Source organism: Chryseobacterium cupriresistens (genome assembly GCF_046614675.1).
Lineage (GTDB): Bacteria > Bacteroidota > Bacteroidia > Flavobacteriales > Weeksellaceae > Chryseobacterium > Chryseobacterium cupriresistens.
In genome coordinates this window covers 61,886-80,851 of the sequence record NZ_JBKKJT010000003.1, presented here as the reverse complement: position 1 = coordinate 80,851, position 18,966 = coordinate 61,886, and the positions used below count along the sequence as shown (strand labels likewise).

Sequence of the window (18,966 nt, the reverse complement as noted above, 5' to 3'; positions counted from 1 at the left end):
AATGTACCAAAATACTGGTAAAAAAATCTATCAAAAATAGATTTTTATTTTTAGATAACAATAATGTACAAAAGTTAAAAAAATTAAAAAAAATAATGGCAAAATTAACCTCAAGAAGCGAAGATTACAGCAAATGGTATAATGAGCTGGTTGTAAAAGCTGATTTAGCTGAAAACTCAGGCGTGCGTGGATGTATGGTGATCAAACCGTATGGCTATGCGATCTGGGAAAAAATGCGTGATGAAATGGATAAAAAGTTCAAAGAAACAGGTCACGTTAACGCATACTTCCCGCTTTTTGTGCCCAAGAGTTTGTTTGAGGCTGAGGAAAAAAATGCAGAAGGTTTTGCAAAAGAATGTGCTGTTGTTACCCACTACAGGTTAAAAACCGATCCGGACAACCCATCCAAACTGATTGTAGATCCGGATGCAAAACTGGAAGAAGAACTTATTGTCCGTCCTACTTCAGAAGCAATTATCTGGAATACCTATAAAAACTGGATTCAGTCTTACAGAGACCTGCCGATATTAATCAACCAATGGGCGAATGTTGTTCGTTGGGAAATGAGAACACGTCTTTTCTTAAGAACCGCAGAGTTCTTATGGCAGGAAGGGCACACCGCTCACGCTACAAAAGATGAAGCTGTGGAAGAAGCAGAGAAAATGAATAAAGTATATGCTGATTTTGCAGAAAACTTTATGGCTATTCCAGTTATTCAGGGGTTGAAAACACCTTCTGAAAGATTTGCAGGAGCCGATGAAACTTATTGTATTGAAGCATTGATGCAGGACGGAAAAGCTTTACAGGCTGGAACCTCTCACTTCTTAGGACAGAATTTCGCAAAAGCATTTGATGTAAAATTCACCAACAAAGAAGGAAAAATTGAACATGCATGGGCTACCTCATGGGGAACTTCTACCCGTCTGATGGGAGCATTAATCATGACCCACTCTGATGATTTCGGATTGGTACTGCCTCCTACCCTTGCTCCAATCCAGGTCGTGATTGTTCCTATCTTTAAAGGAGAAGAGCAGCTGGAGCAGATCAGTGAAGTGGCTTTGGATATTCAGGCTAAACTGAGAGCAAAAGGAATTTCTGTGAAGTTTGATAATGACACCCAGAACAAGCCAGGATGGAAATTTGCAGAATATGAATTGAAAGGAGTTCCTGTAAGAATTGCTATGGGACCTAGAGACCTTGAAAATAAATCTGTGGAAATCGCAAGAAGAGATAACCTGACTAAAGAAGTTCGTTCTATTGAAGGACTTGATTCTTATATCGAAGATCTGTTGAAAACGATTCAGCAGGACATTTATAACAAAGCATTTGAATTCAGAAAAAATAATATCACGAAAGTGGATACTTATGAAGAATTCAAAAAAGTTCTGGAAGAAAAAGGTGGATTCATCTATGCACATTGGGATGGGACAGCTGAAGAAGAGGAACAGATCAAAGATGAAACGAAGGCAACCATCAGATGTATTCCTTTGGATAATGACGTAGAAGAAGGAATTTCTTTGATTTCAGGAAAACCATCTAAGAGACGTGTATTATTTGCAAAAGCTTATTAAAAATTTTAATGATTTAGAAAAAAATCATTAATTTTTAAAGAAATATTCAAAAAAAAGTGACATTTGGACGGATTTTTGTTTAAATTTATCTCAACATTAATCAAAAAAATTTATTATTATGTCTTTAAATGTCATTGATTTAATTAAAGGACAATTAGGTCCCGCATTGGTTTCACAGGCTGCATCGCAGTTTGGAGAAAGTGAATCTGGTATTTCTAAAGCAATTGGCGGATTATTACCTGCTGTAGTAGGTGGATTAGCCAATAATGCAGATAAGCCTGGCGTTGTAGATGCAATTACACAAGCCTCTTCAAGTGGAATTTTAGGAAATTTATTAGGAGGTTCGTCGAGCAGTCCTGTTATTTCAAACTTATTATCTTCCATTTTTGGAGATAAAGTAGGTGCATTAATTAATTCTATTGCCAGTTTTTCAGGTGTCAGCAATACCTCTGCGGGTTCTTTGTTAAACCTGGTGACTGGAGCTACAGTAGGCACTATTGGAAAATATGCAGCAGACAATAATCTGGGTGCTTCAGGTATTTCCAGCCTACTGCATGATCAGAAAGGCATTGTTTCTTCTTTATTGCCGGCAGGTCTTTCTTTAGCATCCTTTGGATTAGGAGCAGAGAATTGGTTTGGACAGGCTAAAGAAACAGTCTCTTCAGTAACATCTACTGCTAAAGATAACATCGCTGAAAGTGTTGCTACAGCAAGAGAAAATGTTTCAGAAGGAGCCAGAGAAGTAAGAGAACGATTTGAAAATAATAACAACAATAATCAAGGCGGAGGTTCAATCTGGAAATGGTTGCTTCCGCTTTTATTATTGATCGCTGCTGCTTATTTCTTATGGAAACAGTGTGAGAAAAAGCAGACGACTACCACTACTACCACAACATCTGACTCAGCAGCAACCAGTACAGCAACAGATACTGCTGCTACAACGGGAACAGCAACACCTGCTCCGGCAACAGCTAAAACAGATGAAGACATTGATCTTAACGGAGTGATGTTAAAAGGTTATAAAGGAGGAATGGAAGATCAGATGATTACATTCCTGAAATCCGGAAACTACAAAAATGCAGCTGATGATGCAGCATTGAAAGATAAGTGGTACGATTTCGATCACGTAAATTTCAAAATGGGAAGTGCTACTGAACTTGAGGCAGGTTCACAAGGACAATTGGATAACTTAGTGGCGATCCTTAAGGCTTTCCCAGATGCAAAAATCAAAATCGGGGGTTATACGGATAAAACCGGAAACGAAGCCAACAATGTAAAACTATCAAAGGCCAGAGCTGAATATATCAAGGCTGCTTTAGTAAAAGCAGGAGTTGGTGCTCAGGTTTTAGAAGCTGAGGGTTATGGAAGTAAATTTGCTAAAGTTGATGCTACAGCTTCTGATGCTGAAAGAGCTGCAGACAGAAAAATGGCTGTAAGATTTGCTAAATAATCTTTAGATTCAATAAAAATTAGATCCCGGAAAGCAAATTTCCGGGATTTTTTTATGCGATGATTTTTCTGTTTACATTTATTTAATTAAATTTGTTAGTCATTTCTAACATTTATGAACTTCAATATAAAGAGCGCCTGGCGAAAAGATAAAACAAACCATTCCCTATCAGAGGTTTATTCATCAATCAAAGTCCCTAAAAATGCAACTTTCTGGAGAAAGTATCTTGCATTTGCAGGACCAGGACTGATGATTGCCGTAGGTTATATGGATCCGGGAAACTGGGCAACAGATATTGCAGGAGGAGCCCAGTTTGGATATACCCTTCTTTCAGTGATTCTTATTTCAAACATTTTTGCAATGGTTTTACAGCACTTGTCTGTAAAACTTGGGGTAGTTGCAGAAAGAGATCTTGCCCAGGCCTGCAGAGACCACTTCAGTCCTACCACGAATTTTATTCTTTGGGTGTTCTGCGAAATCGCCATTGCGGCCTGTGATCTTGCCGAGGTTATCGGTTCTGCTATTGCGTTAAATTTGCTATTTCATATCCCACTGACCTGGGGAATTGTTATTACAACAGTAGATGTATTAATCATCCTTTTACTTCAGGCAAAAGGCTTCCGATGGATCGAAAGTATTGTAGGAGGACTTATTTTCATTATTTTGGCGTGTTTCGTATATGAAATCATTATTTCAAAACCTGCTTTCAATGAGATTCTGGGAGGTTTGGTTCCACAAAAGGAAATCATTCAGAATCCTGCCATGCTTTATATAGCAATCGGGATTTTAGGAGCTACCGTAATGCCACACAATCTGTATCTGCACAGCAGTATTGTACAGACCAGAGATTATACCCGTGATACCGAAGGAAAAAAAGAAGCCATAAAGTTTGCCACCATAGACAGTACCGTTTCATTAATGTTGGCATTTTTCATCAATGCAGCAATTCTTATTCTTGCTGCTGCTACATTCCATACTACAGGTAATGAACATGTGGCGGATATTCATGATGCCTATAAAATGTTAACCCCTATTCTGGGAGCTTCTATGGCCAGTATTGCATTTGCCATTGCTTTATTAGCATCCGGACAAAATTCAACATTAACTGGAACTCTTGCCGGACAGATCGTCATGGAAGGCTTCCTGAATATCAGATTAAAACCATGGCTGAGACGATTGATCACCAGACTTATTGCTGTAATTCCGGCACTTATTGTTGCCATTCTTTACGGAGAACAGGGAACAACTGAATTATTGGTTTTAAGCCAGGTAATTCTTTCCATGCAGCTTAGTTTTGCAGTTGTTCCATTGGTGATGTTTACCAATGACAAAGCTAAAATGGGAGAATTTGTCAATAAACCATTCCTGAAAGTCTGTGTATGGATTATTTCCATTATTATTATTGTTTTAAACCTTTATCTGTTATATCAGACGTTTACGGGAGAATAGAAAATATAACTATAGTTTTAAAATTGACCATTGGATATTCTTTAGTGAATAGTCAATGGTCAATTTTTGCTGCGCAAAGTCAATTATTAATCTTACCCTACAACAAATTCACACGCGAAGCGCATTGATGTATTCACGATTCACCATTACTTCTTTTTCTGCCTTAATGTCCAGATTTTAGATTTGGCAGACTCTTTGTCAAACAATCAGTAAATAAATATTGAATTATGGAAAACCAGGATATTAACGAAGAAAGCATCAATAATCAGGAAGAAAACAATGTTCAGAATGACGCAACATCACAGGACAATGTGACAGCTGCCCCTTCTCCAGAGGAACTTTTGGCAGAAGAGAAAGACCGTTACATCAGACTGTATGCTGAATTCGAAAATTATAAAAAAAGAACAAGCAAGGAGAAGATGGAATTCTTCCAGTATGCCAACCAGGAAATGATGGTTTCAATGTTAGGAGTTTTGGATGATTTTGAAAGGGCTTTAAAAGAAATCGCTAAAAACGGAAATCCGGCTGATCTTCAGGGTGTAGAGCTTATCTATCAGAAATTCAAGAATAAACTTACCGAAAAAGGCTTACAAACAATGGAAGTAAAGGCTGGTGACAGCTTTAATGTTGATTTCCATGAAGCGATTACCCAGATCCCAGCTCCATCGGAAGATTTGAAAGGAAAAATCGTAGACGTTATTGAAACAGGGTACACTTTAAATGATAAAGTAATCCGTTTTGCAAAAGTAGTAACAGGAAATTAAAATTCATAAATGATAAATGATGAGTGATAATTGAATGTTTCACTTATTAGCTTTAGAATATCTTTTATCATTTATCAACAATCAATTATAAAATTGTCATGTCAAAAAGAGATTATTACGAGGTTCTTGAGATCAGCAAATCTGCATCAGCCGACGAAATAAAAAAAGCATACCGTAAAATGGCCATCAAATTCCACCCGGATAAAAATCCGGGAGATAAAGAGGCTGAAGAAAAATTTAAAGAAGCTGCTGAGGCTTATGAAGTTCTGAGCGATGATCAGAAACGTGCCAGATACGACCAGTTCGGACATGCCGGAATGGGTGGAAATGGTGGTTTCGGAGGCGGAGGCTTCGGAGGCGGAATGAATATGGAGGATATTTTCAGTCAGTTTGGAGATATTTTCGGTGGCGGTTTCGGTGGATTCGGCGGTGGCGGTGGAGGCCGTCAGCAGGTGAAAGGTTCTAATTTAAGAATCAGGATCAAGCTGAACCTTGAGGAAATGGTAAACGGTACTCAGAAAACCATCAAAGTAAAGAAAATGAAGATGGCAGAAGGTGCCACTTCAAAAACATGTCCTACCTGTAACGGTTCCGGTGTTCAGTTAAAAGTAATGAATACCATGTTCGGTCAGATGCAGACTCAAACTACCTGCGGTACATGTCAGGGAATTGGAAAAGTTGCTGACAAAATTCCTGCAGGGGCGAATGCACAGGGTCTCATTAAAGATGAAGAAGAAATTACCATCAACATTCCGGCAGGTGCAAGAGACGGTATCCAGCTTAATGTAAGAGGAAAAGGAAATGATGCCCCATTTGGAGGTGTTCCGGGAGACTTATTGGTGATTATTGAAGAGGAAGTAGATCAAACGATCAAAAGAGAAGGTGATAATCTTCACCAGGAATTATATGTTTCATTTGCTGAAGCTGCTTTAGGAACCAAGAAAGAAATTCCTACCGTTGGCGGAAAAGTGAAAATTACCGTTGATCCGGGAACTCAGTCCGGAAAAATCTTAAGATTGGCTGGAAAAGGACTTCCGAGCATCGACAGCTATGGTAAAGGAGACATGTTCATCCACATCAATGTATGGACACCGCAAAAGCTTACCAAAGAGCAGAAGGAATTCTTTGAAAAGCAGATGTCCAGCGGAGAAATGGTTGCAGAACCATCCGGAAAGGAAAAAACTTTTTTTGATAAAGTAAAAGATTTATTCAATTAATATAAAAAAGAGACTTGTAAAAAGTCTCTTTTTTGCTTTGAAGAAGGCTCCGCTTTTGTGGCAATGAAAAGAGCAAACAGTGACTATTTTGTTACTGAAAAAGCTTTATCAATAAACCTATGCTTATAGGAAATCAACCTACGTTGTTTCAACTTTTTGATATTCCTTTTAGTGGCAATGGCTTCGACAGGCTCAGCCTGACAATGTTTAAAATTTTGATTGATATTTGGGTTATCAACCTGAGCCTGTCGAAGGGTTATCAATAAGAAAACCTTATGATTAATCTCGAGTATTAATTGAGGCCCATCAACTTTAATTCATTTAACTAAAAGATATTGAATGAACCTAAAAAAAGTCCTGTACTCTCTCGAATACAGGACTTTTTGATTATTTAATTTTAATTCTGTTTTACTTTTTTGTCGCCAGGGAATAGATTCCTTTTCCTAAAGTGAAAACCAATACTGCAGCAATTCCCCCTACAAGACCGAAAGTAAACTCTTTCAGCATAGACGGCCACGTTGGAAGCAGCTCATGTAAATAATGAATATTATGAGCAAAAATTCCTCCTGAAACCAGGATCAAAGCAATTGTTCCTACAACTCCTAAAAGTTTGATGATAACTGGCAATGCCTTTACCAATAAATGACCAAGCTTGGAGAAGAATCCTTTGTCATGACTCTTTTTAATCAAACTGAAACCTGCATCATCCATTCTTACGATCAATGCAACAATTCCATACACTCCTACTGTTGCAATAAATGATACAAAAGTTACCGTTAAAATCTGTGTAAGAAGCGGATGTTCCTGCTGGATAACCGTTCCCAATGCAATAATTACAATTTCAATAGAAAGGATAAAATCTGTTCTGATCGCTGAGTTTATTTTCGCTTTTTCAGAAACTTCAGAATTTTCTTCTTCGTCACTTTCCTTGATGACTTCGTGCCCTTTTTTGGAACGGTGAAACAGGAATTCTATAATTTTCTCCACTCCTTCAAAGGCAAGATATATTCCCCCTAAAATAAGAATCATTTCAATAGCCGGTTTGTACAGCCAGTTGAGAAGGAAGGCAATAGGAAGAATGATCAGTTTATTGATAAATGATCCTTTGGTAATAGCCCACAGAACCGGAAGTTCTCTGGAGGAAAGAAAGCCGGTGGCTTTTTCTGCATTTACAGCCAGGTCGTCCCCTAAAATTCCTGCTGTCTTTTGTGTAGCAATCTTACTGGTAACTGCTACATCATCCATCAATGCTGCAATATCATCCAAAATAGCAAAAAAGCCTGATGCCATATTTTAATAATTTTTTAATCTTTGTCAAGTCCAGCAAAAATAATTATTTAATTCCGTTTTTGGATTCATAATCTAACAATTATTTTGAAAATTATATGAACCTTTCAACAATCCTTCACTTTCAATATTTTATATCTTTGTTTAAAATCTATTGGATGAATAAAAACTGGGAAAATCAATTACAAAGAATATGGCTAAAACTTGGAACCATAAACAGTGAAGAGTTTATTGAGCAAATTAAAGATCATGTAGAATTACTTACAGAAAAGGATTCCCGGGCCTATTGCTGATTTTGAAAGAGCCTGTGCTTTTGATTCCACCGGGCATGAAAAGGAAGCAGAACCTTTGTACAGATCAGCATTAGATCACGGATTAACCGGCCTACGAAGAAGAAGAGCAAGAATCCAGCTGGCAAGCACCTTAAGAAATATTGGAAAAACAGAAGAAAGCATTCATATTTTAAGGGAAGAAAAAGCCCATTATTCTGATGAGCTAAATGATGCAGTAGATTCCTTTTTAGCGCTGTCCCTTTCTTCAACCGGGAAATATGAGGAAGCATTATCATTAACTTTAAAGGCACTTTCCAACCATCTGTCAAGATACAACCGGTCTGTTTACAATTATGCCAAGGGTCTGCATAATGAATTGTAATAATATTTTTTTATTTTTACTTTATGAAAAAGCTCATTCTCCGGTATCATTTTTTCGCTATGGGATGCGTTGGTTTCCTTCTGCAGTCATGTAATACTAAATTCAGAGTTTGGGTAGGTCCCGGCGGACAACAGAAGATTTACAATCTGAAATATGGGGAACATAAAAGACAGAAAATGGATGTTTTTCTTCCCAAAGATTATTCTGAAAATTCTCCTGTTGTACTTATCGTTCATGGTGGCGCCTGGACTTTGGGTAAAAAAGAGCATATGATCCAGGTTCAGAAAATGCTTTTTCAAAACAACATTCCGAGTATCAATATGAATTACAGGTTTGTTTCTACCAAAGAAAAGATCACTTATAAACAACAGCTTGAAGATATCGGGCTTGCCATTGAAAAATTCAACTCTTTAGCAGAAAAAGCAGAGCTTCAACCCAACAATTACATTCTTCTGGGAGAAAGTGCCGGTGGCCATCTAGCCTTACTTTATGGTTACCAGCATCCTGAACAAATAAAAAAAATTATCTCCTTAAGCGGACCAACAGATTTTTACAGCTCTGAATATCTTAAATCTTTTTATTCAAAATATACCTCTCCTACTTTTCAAAAGGTAGTAGGAACTAAGTTTGACCGGAAAAACGTTTCTGAAGCTTTTAAGGAAGCCAGCCCTATTGCTAATATTACAGATGTTCCGACCATGTTATTTCAGGGAAATAATGATGTACTGGTAAATCAACACCAGGGAATTGCGATGGACTCTGCGCTTACCAAGATGAACGTTCCACACAAATTTATTTTTATGAAAGGAGCCGGGCATGCGCCCAGATTTTTCAGTAAAAGAAAAAGAGACAGCATTATCTATCCCAATATTCTGGAATGGATTAAAAAGTAAAGATGTCTAAGAGAATTTTTTTGATTATTAAACGCAAAGGATAATAATTACAACACATCATTGTAAAAAAGCAAAGAAGTCGTGACTTTGTCACTGATGAAGCTCACGAATATATATCCATACGCTTAGAAAGAATCAATTTCATTGATTCCTACCTTTGCTCTCTCAAAATAATACTCAATACAAATTAATCTTTGCGTTTAAAAAATTTATTGATAAGCAATAAAAAAGCCATCTCATGATTGAGACGGCTCTATATTTTTGATTGAATTCTTTATCTATTCAAAGTCCTGATCTTCATATTTGGAAAGATCTTCTTTTTTCCCGAAAACAAATTTGATAATTACCGGAAGTGTTGTTACCAATACGATTACAATAATGATGTATTCCAGTTTCTCTTTCAGGTTGATGCCAAACTGCTCCATAAAAAGCTTGTCAAGATAATGTCCTGCAAAGATCAGAATGAAAGACCATAATACAGCACCGATAATATTATCTCTTAAAAACTCTTTTTTATCCATCTTTACAATACCTGCTACAATAGGCGTAAAAGTTCTTACAACCGGTAAGAATCTTGCCATAATAACGGCTAAAGCTCCGTGTTTTTCAAAGAAATCGTGTGCCTGGTAAAGGTATTTTTTCTTAAATAGCATTGAATCCGGTCTTTTATACAAAGCTGGTCCTGCTTTCCTTCCGAAGTAATATCCTACTTCATTTCCAATAATAGCGGCAAGAGCTACTCCTGAAGCCAATAAAGTGGTATCTAAAAAATCGCTCTCTGTAGAGCCAAAAGTCTCTTTGATGATTTCAACGGCATAAATTCCCGAAACGAAAAGTAGAGAATCCCCAGGTAGAAAAAATCCTACAAAAAGACCCGTTTCAGCAAAAACAATAAACAAAATCAGCCAAAACCCTCCCATTTTTATATAAAACTCCGGGTTTAATAAATCCTTCCAGCTATTGAAATCTTCCATAAATATCGATGAACAACAAAAGTAAGTCTAAAATGTCTGAAACAAAAATTAATTATAAGATTTTAACTAAAATTCAAACATGATTTTTATAAGTCCAGATCATCATCGGAAACTGCCGTTCCATCGGCCATTAAGAATGCTTTCAGGAATGGGGTAATATTTCCGTTCATTACGGCATCCACATCTGAAGTTTCATGACCGGAACGTACATCTTTTACCAGTTTGTATGGATGCATGACGTAGTTTCTAATTTGGCTTCCCCACTCAATCTTCATTTTATTGGCTTCAATCTCATTTCTGGCTTTCATACGCTCTTCCAGTTCCATTTCGTAAAGTCTTGAACGAAGGAGCTGCATGGCTTTTTCTTTATTCTGAAGCTGAGAACGGGATTCTGAGTTTTCAATGATAATTCCTGTAGGAGCGTGGCGAAGACGTACAGCCGTTTCTACCTTGTTTACGTTCTGCCCTCCGGCTCCGGAAGCTCTCATGGTTTCAAAGCTGATATCGGCAGGATTGATGTTGATTTCAATGGTATCATCCACCAAAGGATAAACATATACCGAAACAAAACTGGTATGGCGTTTCGCATTACTGTCAAAAGGAGAAATCCTTACCAAACGGTGCACTCCGTTTTCACCTCTTAAATATCCAAAAGCAAATTCGCCTTCAATTTCAAGGGTAACAGTCTTCACACCTGCTACATCTCCTTCCTGGAAGTTAAGTTCACGGATTTTATAGCCTTGTTTTTCTGCCCACATGGTATACATTCTCATCAGCATAGCTGCCCAGTCACAACTTTCTGTTCCTCCTGCTCCTGCTGTAATCTGAAGTACTGCAGAAAGTTCGTCCCCTTCATTGGAAAGCATATTTTTGAATTCCAGGTCTTCAATTTTTTCTACCAATTGCGGGAAAGTCTCATCCAGTTCTTTTTCAGAATCCGGATCTTCTTTAGCGAAATCAGCCAAAACCTGTAAATCTTCAAACTGTGTCTGAATTTCGTCATAGCTTTCTACCCATTTTTTCTTGGAACGAAGCTGTTTTAGAAATGCTTCAGCAGTTTTTGGATTATCCCAAAATTCGGGTGCCGCAGTTTTTTCATCATCATTGGCTATTTCAATCTTCTTTTTTTCAATCTGAAGGTATCTGTGTAAGTCTTCAATTCTGGATTGAACTTCTTTTATCTGGTCGTTGTTAATCACGAATGTTTCTTTTTTGCAAAAATAAGGAATTCTTTTAGAGTGGAGAGGTTTAGGATTCGAGTTTTCGAGGTGCGGGATTCGAGTTGTAGAGTTTGAGAGTTTGAGAATGCATCCGTTTTGGATTCGGGTAGTGAGGTTTGAGGATTTTAGAGTTAGAGCGTGTTTGAGGAAAAAGTTTCAAGATTCGATTTATAGAGTTTTGGAGTCGGGAATGTGCCCTTAGCTTCCAACCTCCAGCTTCTAGCTTCCAGCCAACTTCTAATTTCTTTTCAATAAAAACTTATTAATCACAAATTTTATACTACCAATCCATCTATTAAATCATTTCTGCTATTATCTCTCCTATTTTCGGAGCTAAAGCAACTCCCATTCCTGAAAGTCTTACGGCACAGAACTGTCTTTCTGAAAACTGTTTTACAATGGGCGATTTTTCTTCACCCATAGCCATGATTCCTGACCAGCGGAGGGCAATTTTAAAATCTTTATGAGGAAGTATGACTTCTTTTAAAAAATTTTCTAAATGATTCTGCAGAAATTCTGTCGTTTCAAAAGCCGTTGTTTCTTCTGTCTTAAAATCCTGATTTCTTCCGCCACCCAGTAATATTCTGTTTCCTATATTTCTGAAATAATAATAGCCTTCATCATAATGAAAAGTACCTTTAAGTTTTAAACCGTCTACTGGTTCTGTCAGGAGAACCTGTCCGCGGGCAGGAATGATATTCTCTTTTTCCAGAAATTTTGAAGTGAATGCATTGGTACAATAAATAAGCTGGTCGGCGATTACAGAAAGATCTGTTGAAAGCTGCACCTCAACTTTGTCCGTTTCTTCAATATTTTGAACTTCCGTTCCAAATAAAAACTCAATTTTCAGTTCGTGGCATTTCTCCAGTAGTTTCTGTACTAACTTTCCGGAGTGAAGACCTCCTTCACAAGGATTTTCAATCAGGAATTCAGATTTTCCAAGTCCGAATTCCTTTATTTTATTCTGTTTTAAAGTATAAATCTGATCCAGTCTGGTTATTGTTTTCAGTTTTTTATTTACAGCATCAATCTGGGTTAAAGGCTCTTCAGTGTTTACAATTTCATAGCCTCCATTCAGTTCAAAATCAATTTCATCATGTTTAAAATAATGCTGGATTTTCTGAAGTCCGTTAAATCTCATTGTAACAAGCTCCAGTGTTTTTTCCCAGCCCATTTTCTCAGAATCGGCAATCACTTCGGTAAGACTTCCAAAGCAGGCAAACCCGGCATTTCTTGTGGAAGCACCCAATGGAATGGTATTCCGTTCAATAATAAGAACAGATTTTTCAGGATACTTCTCCTTTGTGGATATGGCTGTCCAAAGCCCGGAAAACCCCGCACCAATAATGATGATGTCTCTTTTTCTGTAGAATGTATCCAATTCCCAAATACTGTTCATAAATAATGAGTAATTAGGTAATGAGTAATTTTTATAAAACCTTAAACTTTAAACCTTGAACTTTAAACAGTTTATCCTTTATCTCCTTCATTATGCTGAAATCCGATTGCTCTTTGCGGCTCCTCGACAACTCTGTAGGTTTCCAGTTCATTTTTCAATGCCTGAATTCTGAACTGAAAGTCATCAAAATTATTGATAATGGCATCTGCAAGAAATCGTGCTACCTGATCAAGATATTCTTCAGTAAGTTTTGATCCTGCATCCCTTAATGCGCTGTCTAAAATTTTCTGATCAATTTTCAGCTTTTCATTTCTGGTCCTTTGATACAGGTTTTTGATTCTTTTCTTTAAACTTTGGGTAAAGTCTATCAGCATGGTATTGCTGAATGCTTTCATCTTTGAAGAGATTTCATGCCAGAATGGAACTTTATCAGCCTTGTTATTTTTAAGTATTTTATAGAGTAAAGAATCTTCTTCCAATCCTCTGGTCATGGCATAAAGAATGATTTCCGAGCGCTCAGAAGCATTGGGAGGAAAAATAGGAATCAGCACATCAAATCTTCCGGGTGCCAGAATTTCCTCATCAATTTCAGCCACAGAATTAGCTGAACCTACCATTAAAACACCTTCTTTTTCAAACTTTCCGATGTAGTGAAGAATCAGTTCCTGAGCCTCAAGATTGCAGGAAGCAATGTCTGTTTCCGCCCTTCTCTGCATCATAATTTCATCGAAATCATCCATAAAAAGAAGCATTTTGTTTTCCTTCATCATACTCACAAGGAAATCACTGAAATTGATCTCATTTCCATCAATCAGCGAAGTTCCCAAATAATGTTTTTTGACTTCTTTAAACTGATACCCGATAATTTCAGCTATTTTATTGGCCCAGAATATCTTACCGCTTCCCGGAGGTCCGTAAAGAATAATCCCTGCAGGTTTGTTGATTCCCCAGTCTTTGATCTGCTGTGGATTCAGGAAGGGTTCCAGAACAGTGGATGTATAAAAAAACAGGTCTCTGTATCCGATAAAATCTCTTTGCTGAAGGCTGGTTTTATGCCCAAAATAATCGTAGACAAACTGATAATTCCCTCCAAGTTTGTTATCAATTCCATAACTCGATATGGAGGATTTGTAAAAACCATTATCGAAGATATTGAGATTATTGTCTTTGATCACCTTTTCAACCTTGTCTTTTGGCTGCTTGATCACTTCAGCAATCTGCTCCAGGGTCTTATTTTTATCAAGATCTTTTTCATAAAGTCTTAAAAAATCTACATTTTCGCGGGCAAATTTTTCAAAATCTTTTTTTACCTCAAAATTGGTACTGATACAATCTACCAGTTCAAGATCAAAATCCTGGATAAACTGTTTTATGGCTTCTGCAGATACCTTTAATTCTTCTGCCAGTTCAATTAGCTTCATAACTGTTGATTAATTCTATCAAATTTAATGTATTTGTCCATAAATTAATATTGATTTATGATAATTCTGTAACATTCTCTAATTTATATAGACTACTACTATGTAAAACAAATTACATGGAAAAGATTTTATCAGTAAAAAATTTGACGAAAAAATTCAAAAGAGTTGTGGTCAACAATATTTCTTTTGATGTCGAAAGAGGAAATGTTTATGGCCTTTTGGGACCGAACGGAAGCGGAAAATCCACTACTTTCGGGATGCTGCTTTCAACCATCAATCCCACCAGCGGAGATTGGTTCTGGTTTGGCAAGAAAGGCACTGATCCTGACACCTTAAAAAAGATCGGAGCGATTATTGAACAGCCTAACTTTTATCCTTATCTAAGTGCAGAAACCAATCTTAAGATTGTCGCTGAAATTAAGCAAACACCCTACTCAAGGATTGACGAAGTTCTGAAAACGGTTAATCTGTATGAAAGAAGAAAAGATACTTTCAAAACTTTCTCTTTAGGAATGAAACAGCGTCTGGCCATTGCTTCTGCCATGCTGAACAATCCGGAAGTATTAATTTTGGATGAACCGACCAACGGACTGGATCCTGAAGGAATTATTCAAATCAGGGAAATCATCAGTGATATTGCCAAGCAGGGAATCACCATTATCATTGCAAGCCATCTTCTGGATGAAATTGAAAAAATCTGCAGCCATGTCATTGTCTTGAAGGAAGGAAATTCCATTTATTGCGGAAGAGTGGATGAAATGACTTCCAACAACGGATATTTTGAGCTGAAAGCTGATAATAACACCTTACTTTTAAATGCGTTGAACGAACTTCAGTGGTTCTCGTCCATCAATCAGGAAGGTGATCTTATCAAAGCTCAGATCCGTGATGACGCTTCTATTTCAGCTTCGGCAATGAATCAGAAACTGGCTGAAAAAGGAATCTATCTTTCTCATTTAACAAAGAAAAAACTGTCTCTAGAATCTCAATTCCTTGAACTTGTAAAAAACACCAATTAATCATGATCAAATTATTAAAACTTGAATATTACAAAAACCTGAACTATAAGCCGTTCAGAGTTTTCACGATACTTTATTTCGCCATTCTTATTGCTTTACTTTTCATTGGATTGGTTGACTTTGATATTTTTGGAGGAACGATCAATTTAAAAGAACAGGGAATTTATAATTTCCCGGAAATATGGAATTTCACCACATGGATTGTTGCTTTGCTGAAAATTTTCCTGGGACTGATCATTGTTTTCTCTATTTCCCAGGAGTTCAGCAACAGAATGTTCAAGCAAAACACGATTGACGGACTGAGCAGAAAGGAATTCATCACTTCAAAATTGCTGACGATAAGCATTTTCACTATTGTTTCAACAGCTATTGTATTGGGAATTACTTTGTTTCTGGGATATCAATATTCGAATACAACGGACTCTACCAAGGCTTTTGCTGAAATGTTCTTTATTGGAAATTATTTTGTGAAGCTATTTACGTTCTTTTGCTTCTTAATGTTCCTTTCCATTTTACTGAGAAAATCTGTTTTTGTTTTTCTTGCCCTTTTCGTTTTCTGGATTGGCGAAGGAATTTTAACCGCTCTTGAAACGTATTCAAAAGTAAAGGGAATGCAGGGACCGCAAAGAAATGAGGTTCTTCAGAATGATTTTTTTATCTCGCACCTTTTACCGCTTGAAAGCATGTCAAGCCTGATTCCTAACCCGATGATGAGATTAAATATGGCTAAAATGATGGGCTTAAAATATGAGTTCCACTACCCTACGGAAAGTCTTATTGCCTGTCTGGTATGGTGTGCTGTTTTCATCTTCGGTTCGTACTGGATTCTGAGAAAAAGAGATTGGTAGATTTTAATCATACTATGAATTCAAAATAAAAGGCTGCCAGATAGCACAATAATTTGGCTTTTGTCATTCTGACGAAGGAAGAATCTCATTAATCAGTAGACCTATGAGATTCTTCACTTCATTTCATTTCGTTCAGAATGATATTTTTTAGGCAGCCTTCCTTTCATATTATTTTTTATCTAACAACGGAAGATATTTTCCGTATCCTTTGCTTTCCATTTCAGCTTTCGGAATAAATTTCAGTGAAGCACTGTTGATACAGTAACGAAGTCCTCCTTTATCCTTCGGCCCGTCTGTGAAAACGTGTCCCAGGTGAGCATCGCCCGTTTTACTTCTTACTTCTACTCTATCCATACCATGGGAACGGTCCAGCTTTTCATCAATCAAACCTTTGGTAATCGGTTTTGAGAAACTTGGCCATCCGCATCCGGATTCAAATTTATCGGTAGAGACAAACAAAGGTTCCCCTGTTGTAATATCTACATAAATTCCTTCACGGGTTTCATTCCAGTACTCATTCTGGAAAGGTCTTTCTGTACCGTTTTCCTGGGTAACATTATATTGTTCTGCTGTCAGTTTTTCTTTTAAAACTTTTTTATCCTGCTTTTGGTAAGCCGGTTTTGGAAGCGGGTTGGCTTTTTTGGCCATTTCAAAAAGTCCCGGTTCAATATGACAGTAACCGCCTGGATTTTTATCCAGATAATCCTGATGATAGTCTTCAGCCCTGTAGAAATTTTTCAATGGAATAGTTTCTACGACTACTGGTTTATGATAATTCTTTGCCAGCTTCTGAACTTCCGCTTTTACCACCGCTTCATCTGTTTTATCAGTGAAATAAATTCCTGTTCTGTACTGGTTTCCTCTGTCATTTCCCTGCTGATCCTTGCTTGTAGGATCAATGGTTTTAAAATACAGATCAATCAATAGTTTCAGATCTACCTGTTCAGGATCATATTTTACTTTTACGGTTTCTGCGAAACCTGTTGTATGGCTTACGACTTCTTCATAAGTAGGATTTTTGGTATTACCGTTGGCATAACCAACTTCTGTTCCTACCACGCCACGAATCTGTTGAAAAAAATGTTCTGTTCCCCAGAAACATCCACCTGCAAAATAAATCTCTTTAACGTTCTTGTTATCCATAATTTCCTCATTTTCTTTTTTTATTTCCACTACATTGGACTTCGCTTTTCTGAAAAGCCCTGATTCCGCAGCAAATACTGCTATACCCAGAATGATTCCGAGTGCAATTAATATATTCTTCATTTTTACTTTTTTATTCATTACTTATTATTTTGAATGATCATTACTCCAAATCCTAAAAACATAAGGTCTTTCAGAATAAAGAAATCCGTCACAGGCACTCCGTCTACTATTTTCCACATTCCCGGTGTTGTCAATAAATAACTTAATGTTACCAGAAAAGTTACGATCATTCCTACACCTGCATACTTTTTGAGTACAGCAAATCTCGCACTAAATATCAGGAGTAATGCAATGATAATTTCTATCGCTCCGATAAGATTTGACACTGCCTGAGCACTCATAATCTTATATACGAAAAAAGTTAAGAAATGGTTTTCTACCAAAGGTTTTATTGCAGCTGCTTCTGTGGGAGTGAATTTGAATATACCAATCCACAGTAAAATAAGTGCTGCTCCGAAAAGCGAAATATAATACCCGATTCGGGCTGATTGTTTTTTAGATTCCTGTACTGTTCCGACCATATTTTTAAGATTTTAAATGAATACTTTATTGTTTTCAAAAGTATAGTCGGTGCTATTTTAAAATCCTGACAGAAATTTTATCAGAAATTCAATTTATCGATCATTTTATTTTTAAAGTCCTGAATTTCAGAATCATTAATTTCAGTTTCTTTTTCAGAAAAAGTCTTTTTAAAAGCTTTATCCAGAAGAGCCAGCTTTTCATTGTACATCCTGCACCATTTACAGATCATGAGGTGCATACTGAGCATCCTGTTTTCTCTGGCAGAAATAGATTGGGCATTCCTTTTTTCCATCAGTAAAGTAGCTTCACTGCACGGTAAAAATAATATATGTAGTATTCTTCGTATCATGATTTCTTATGATTTTGAAAACCAGTTAAACTCCAGACATTCTCTGAGCTGCATGCGGCTTCTCTGCAAAATCTTCCATAGATTAGTCGTGGAAACATTCAATTCCTGACTGACTTCCGGTGCTTTTTTTTCTTCGATATAATACATTTTCAACAGAATCTTCCATTTGGAGGGCAATTCTTCAATACATTCTTCCAATGTTTTATTAAATTCTGTACTGTCTAAAAGCTCATCTCCATCGCCAGAAACATTCCAGTCATTTAAAACATCATTATTTTTCCATGATCCGGTTTCATCAAAAAAATGATCAAGTCGGATATTGGGTTCCGATTTGTATTTTTTCCGGTAAAAATCTGCAACTTTTCTATTCAGAATAGCCATCAGCCACGTAAGCGCATTACTTTTCCCTTCAAAAGAATCATAAGCAGAATAAGCTGCAAGAAAAACTTCCTGAACCACATCCTGTGCATCTTCTTTATTCGAAAGTACATACAGTGCCCGCTTCAAAAGCGGCCCTGAATACTGTTCTATCCAGCTTTTCAGCTCTTCATCTTTTGTCATTGGAAGGATTTTTTGTCTTTTTTCAGATCGCAACGAAGGTAGGAAGTTAAATGGAAAATTGCAAAATGAGATCGATTATTATTGATTACAGTCATTACAAACTTGCCATCTCAAACCTTACAGGTTTTGAAAACCTGTAAGGTTTACCACACCTCCATTAGC

At 37.0% G+C, this 18,966-nt stretch carries 18 protein-coding genes; 9 read left to right on the top strand and 9 right to left on the bottom strand.

All coding sequences use genetic code 11. The annotated features are described in order from the left end of the window. The first annotated feature begins 95 nt into the window (after positions 1–95). The 5 genes from proS to dnaJ all read left to right on the top strand — a co-directional run bounded on the left by proS (position 96) and on the right by dnaJ (position 6,451). Complete coding sequence (proS, locus tag ACLI50_RS09355) at positions 96–1,571, top strand: proline--tRNA ligase (RefSeq protein WP_114821184.1); 1,476 nt, start codon at positions 96–98, stop codon at positions 1,569–1,571. A gap of 118 nt (positions 1,572–1,689) precedes the next feature. Continuing rightward, a complete protein-coding gene (locus ACLI50_RS09350) occupies positions 1,690–3,021 on the top strand; it encodes a DUF937 domain-containing protein (RefSeq protein WP_411413631.1) in 1,332 nt (443 codons plus the stop codon). A 114-nt stretch (positions 3,022–3,135) separates the two neighbouring features. Beyond that, on the top strand, positions 3,136–4,470 hold the full coding sequence (locus ACLI50_RS09345) for an Nramp family divalent metal transporter (RefSeq protein ID WP_202838549.1): 1,335 nt from the start codon (positions 3,136–3,138) through the stop codon (positions 4,468–4,470). Between the two features lie 224 nt (positions 4,471–4,694). Beyond that, positions 4,695–5,234, top strand: coding sequence for a nucleotide exchange factor GrpE (locus tag ACLI50_RS09340; RefSeq protein WP_395974916.1), 540 nt, complete (start codon positions 4,695–4,697; stop codon positions 5,232–5,234). A gap of 98 nt (positions 5,235–5,332) precedes the next feature. After that, positions 5,333–6,451, top strand: a complete 1,119-nt coding sequence (gene dnaJ / locus ACLI50_RS09335; RefSeq protein ID WP_202838550.1) for a molecular chaperone DnaJ — start codon at positions 5,333–5,335, stop codon at positions 6,449–6,451. A 408-nt stretch (positions 6,452–6,859) separates the two neighbouring features. On the opposite strand, the gene ACLI50_RS09330 is transcribed toward dnaJ, so the two are convergent. Further along, positions 6,860–7,741, bottom strand: a complete 882-nt coding sequence (locus tag ACLI50_RS09330) for a DUF808 domain-containing protein (RefSeq protein ID WP_411413630.1) — start codon at positions 7,739–7,741, stop codon at positions 6,860–6,862. Positions 7,742–8,011: 270 nt separating this feature from the next. Between ACLI50_RS09330 and ACLI50_RS09325 the strand changes: the two genes are divergently transcribed. Both ACLI50_RS09325 and ACLI50_RS09320 read left to right on the top strand, forming a co-directional pair. Beyond that, positions 8,012–8,392 (top strand): tetratricopeptide repeat protein, encoded by a 381-nt coding sequence (locus tag ACLI50_RS09325; RefSeq protein WP_411413901.1) that lies wholly within the window; start codon positions 8,012–8,014, stop codon positions 8,390–8,392. Positions 8,393–8,415: 23 nt separating this feature from the next. After that, positions 8,416–9,285, top strand: coding sequence for an alpha/beta hydrolase (locus ACLI50_RS09320; RefSeq protein ID WP_411413629.1), 870 nt, complete (start codon positions 8,416–8,418; stop codon positions 9,283–9,285). A 278-nt stretch (positions 9,286–9,563) separates the two neighbouring features. Here ACLI50_RS09320 and ACLI50_RS09315 read toward each other — a convergent pair whose 3' ends face one another. From ACLI50_RS09315 to ACLI50_RS09300, 4 genes are all read right to left on the bottom strand, one after another. Further along, a complete protein-coding gene (locus ACLI50_RS09315) occupies positions 9,564–10,259 on the bottom strand; it encodes a DedA family protein (protein WP_202839468.1) in 696 nt (231 codons plus the stop codon). A gap of 86 nt (positions 10,260–10,345) precedes the next feature. Continuing rightward, a complete protein-coding gene (prfB, locus tag ACLI50_RS09310; protein ID WP_062671212.1) occupies positions 10,346–11,458 on the bottom strand; it encodes a peptide chain release factor 2 in 1,113 nt (370 codons plus the stop codon). A 316-nt stretch (positions 11,459–11,774) separates the two neighbouring features. Then, positions 11,775–12,878, bottom strand: coding sequence for an NAD(P)/FAD-dependent oxidoreductase (locus ACLI50_RS09305; protein ID WP_411413628.1), 1,104 nt, complete (start codon positions 12,876–12,878; stop codon positions 11,775–11,777). Positions 12,879–12,949: 71 nt separating this feature from the next. Next, a complete protein-coding gene (locus ACLI50_RS09300) occupies positions 12,950–14,299 on the bottom strand; it encodes an ATP-binding protein (protein ID WP_343642192.1) in 1,350 nt (449 codons plus the stop codon). Between the two features lie 116 nt (positions 14,300–14,415). Here ACLI50_RS09300 and ACLI50_RS09295 point away from each other — a divergent pair, with 116 nt between their 5' ends. Next, a complete protein-coding gene (locus ACLI50_RS09295; RefSeq protein WP_330745637.1) occupies positions 14,416–15,318 on the top strand; it encodes an ABC transporter ATP-binding protein in 903 nt (300 codons plus the stop codon). A 2-nt stretch (positions 15,319–15,320) separates the two neighbouring features. Then, positions 15,321–16,166: an ABC transporter permease gene (locus ACLI50_RS09290; protein ID WP_411413627.1), complete on the top strand. Its 846-nt coding sequence runs from the start codon at positions 15,321–15,323 to the stop codon at positions 16,164–16,166. A gap of 168 nt (positions 16,167–16,334) precedes the next feature. Here ACLI50_RS09290 and msrB read toward each other — a convergent pair whose 3' ends face one another. From msrB to ACLI50_RS09270, 4 genes are all read right to left on the bottom strand, one after another. Then, on the bottom strand, positions 16,335–17,432 hold the full coding sequence (gene msrB / locus ACLI50_RS09285; protein WP_343642197.1) for a peptide-methionine (R)-S-oxide reductase MsrB: 1,098 nt from the start codon (positions 17,430–17,432) through the stop codon (positions 16,335–16,337). Between the two features lie 17 nt (positions 17,433–17,449). After that, positions 17,450–17,893: a DUF417 family protein gene (locus ACLI50_RS09280; protein ID WP_343642199.1), complete on the bottom strand. Its 444-nt coding sequence runs from the start codon at positions 17,891–17,893 to the stop codon at positions 17,450–17,452. Positions 17,894–17,973: 80 nt separating this feature from the next. Continuing rightward, entirely contained in the window at positions 17,974–18,243 is a 270-nt protein-coding gene (locus tag ACLI50_RS09275; RefSeq protein ID WP_062671232.1) for a hypothetical protein, read from the bottom strand. Positions 18,244–18,249: 6 nt separating this feature from the next. Next, positions 18,250–18,804 carry a sigma-70 family RNA polymerase sigma factor gene (locus ACLI50_RS09270; RefSeq protein WP_280212478.1) on the bottom strand — a complete coding sequence of 185 codons (555 nt, stop codon included), beginning with the start codon at positions 18,802–18,804 and terminating at the stop codon, positions 18,250–18,252. Between the last annotated feature and the right edge of the window lie 162 nt (positions 18,805–18,966).

What these genes read in the sequence shown, in the direction of transcription:
- proS (WP_114821184.1), top strand. Translation starts at nt 96, where the DNA reads ATGGCAAAATTAACCTCAAGAAGCGAAGATTACAGCAAATGGTATAAT.
- ACLI50_RS09350 (WP_411413631.1), top strand. Translation starts at nt 1,690, where the DNA reads ATGTCTTTAAATGTCATTGATTTAATTAAAGGACAATTAGGTCCCGCA.
- ACLI50_RS09345 (WP_202838549.1), top strand. Translation starts at nt 3,136, where the DNA reads ATGAACTTCAATATAAAGAGCGCCTGGCGAAAAGATAAAACAAACCAT.
- dnaJ (WP_202838550.1), top strand. Translation starts at nt 5,333, where the DNA reads ATGTCAAAAAGAGATTATTACGAGGTTCTTGAGATCAGCAAATCTGCA.
- ACLI50_RS09330 (WP_411413630.1), bottom strand. Translation starts at nt 7,741, where the DNA reads ATGGCATCAGGCTTTTTTGCTATTTTGGATGATATTGCAGCATTGATG.
- ACLI50_RS09320 (WP_411413629.1), top strand. Translation starts at nt 8,416, where the DNA reads ATGAAAAAGCTCATTCTCCGGTATCATTTTTTCGCTATGGGATGCGTT.
- ACLI50_RS09315 (WP_202839468.1), bottom strand. Translation starts at nt 10,259, where the DNA reads ATGGAAGATTTCAATAGCTGGAAGGATTTATTAAACCCGGAGTTTTAT.
- ACLI50_RS09305 (WP_411413628.1), bottom strand. Translation starts at nt 12,878, where the DNA reads ATGAACAGTATTTGGGAATTGGATACATTCTACAGAAAAAGAGACATC.
- ACLI50_RS09300 (WP_343642192.1), bottom strand. Translation starts at nt 14,299, where the DNA reads ATGAAGCTAATTGAACTGGCAGAAGAATTAAAGGTATCTGCAGAAGCC.
- ACLI50_RS09295 (WP_330745637.1), top strand. Translation starts at nt 14,416, where the DNA reads ATGGAAAAGATTTTATCAGTAAAAAATTTGACGAAAAAATTCAAAAGA.
- ACLI50_RS09290 (WP_411413627.1), top strand. Translation starts at nt 15,321, where the DNA reads ATGATCAAATTATTAAAACTTGAATATTACAAAAACCTGAACTATAAG.
- msrB (WP_343642197.1), bottom strand. Translation starts at nt 17,432, where the DNA reads ATGAAGAATATATTAATTGCACTCGGAATCATTCTGGGTATAGCAGTA.
- ACLI50_RS09280 (WP_343642199.1), bottom strand. Translation starts at nt 17,893, where the DNA reads ATGGTCGGAACAGTACAGGAATCTAAAAAACAATCAGCCCGAATCGGG.
- ACLI50_RS09275 (WP_062671232.1), bottom strand. Translation starts at nt 18,243, where the DNA reads ATGATACGAAGAATACTACATATATTATTTTTACCGTGCAGTGAAGCT.
- ACLI50_RS09270 (WP_280212478.1), bottom strand. Translation starts at nt 18,804, where the DNA reads ATGACAAAAGATGAAGAGCTGAAAAGCTGGATAGAACAGTATTCAGGG.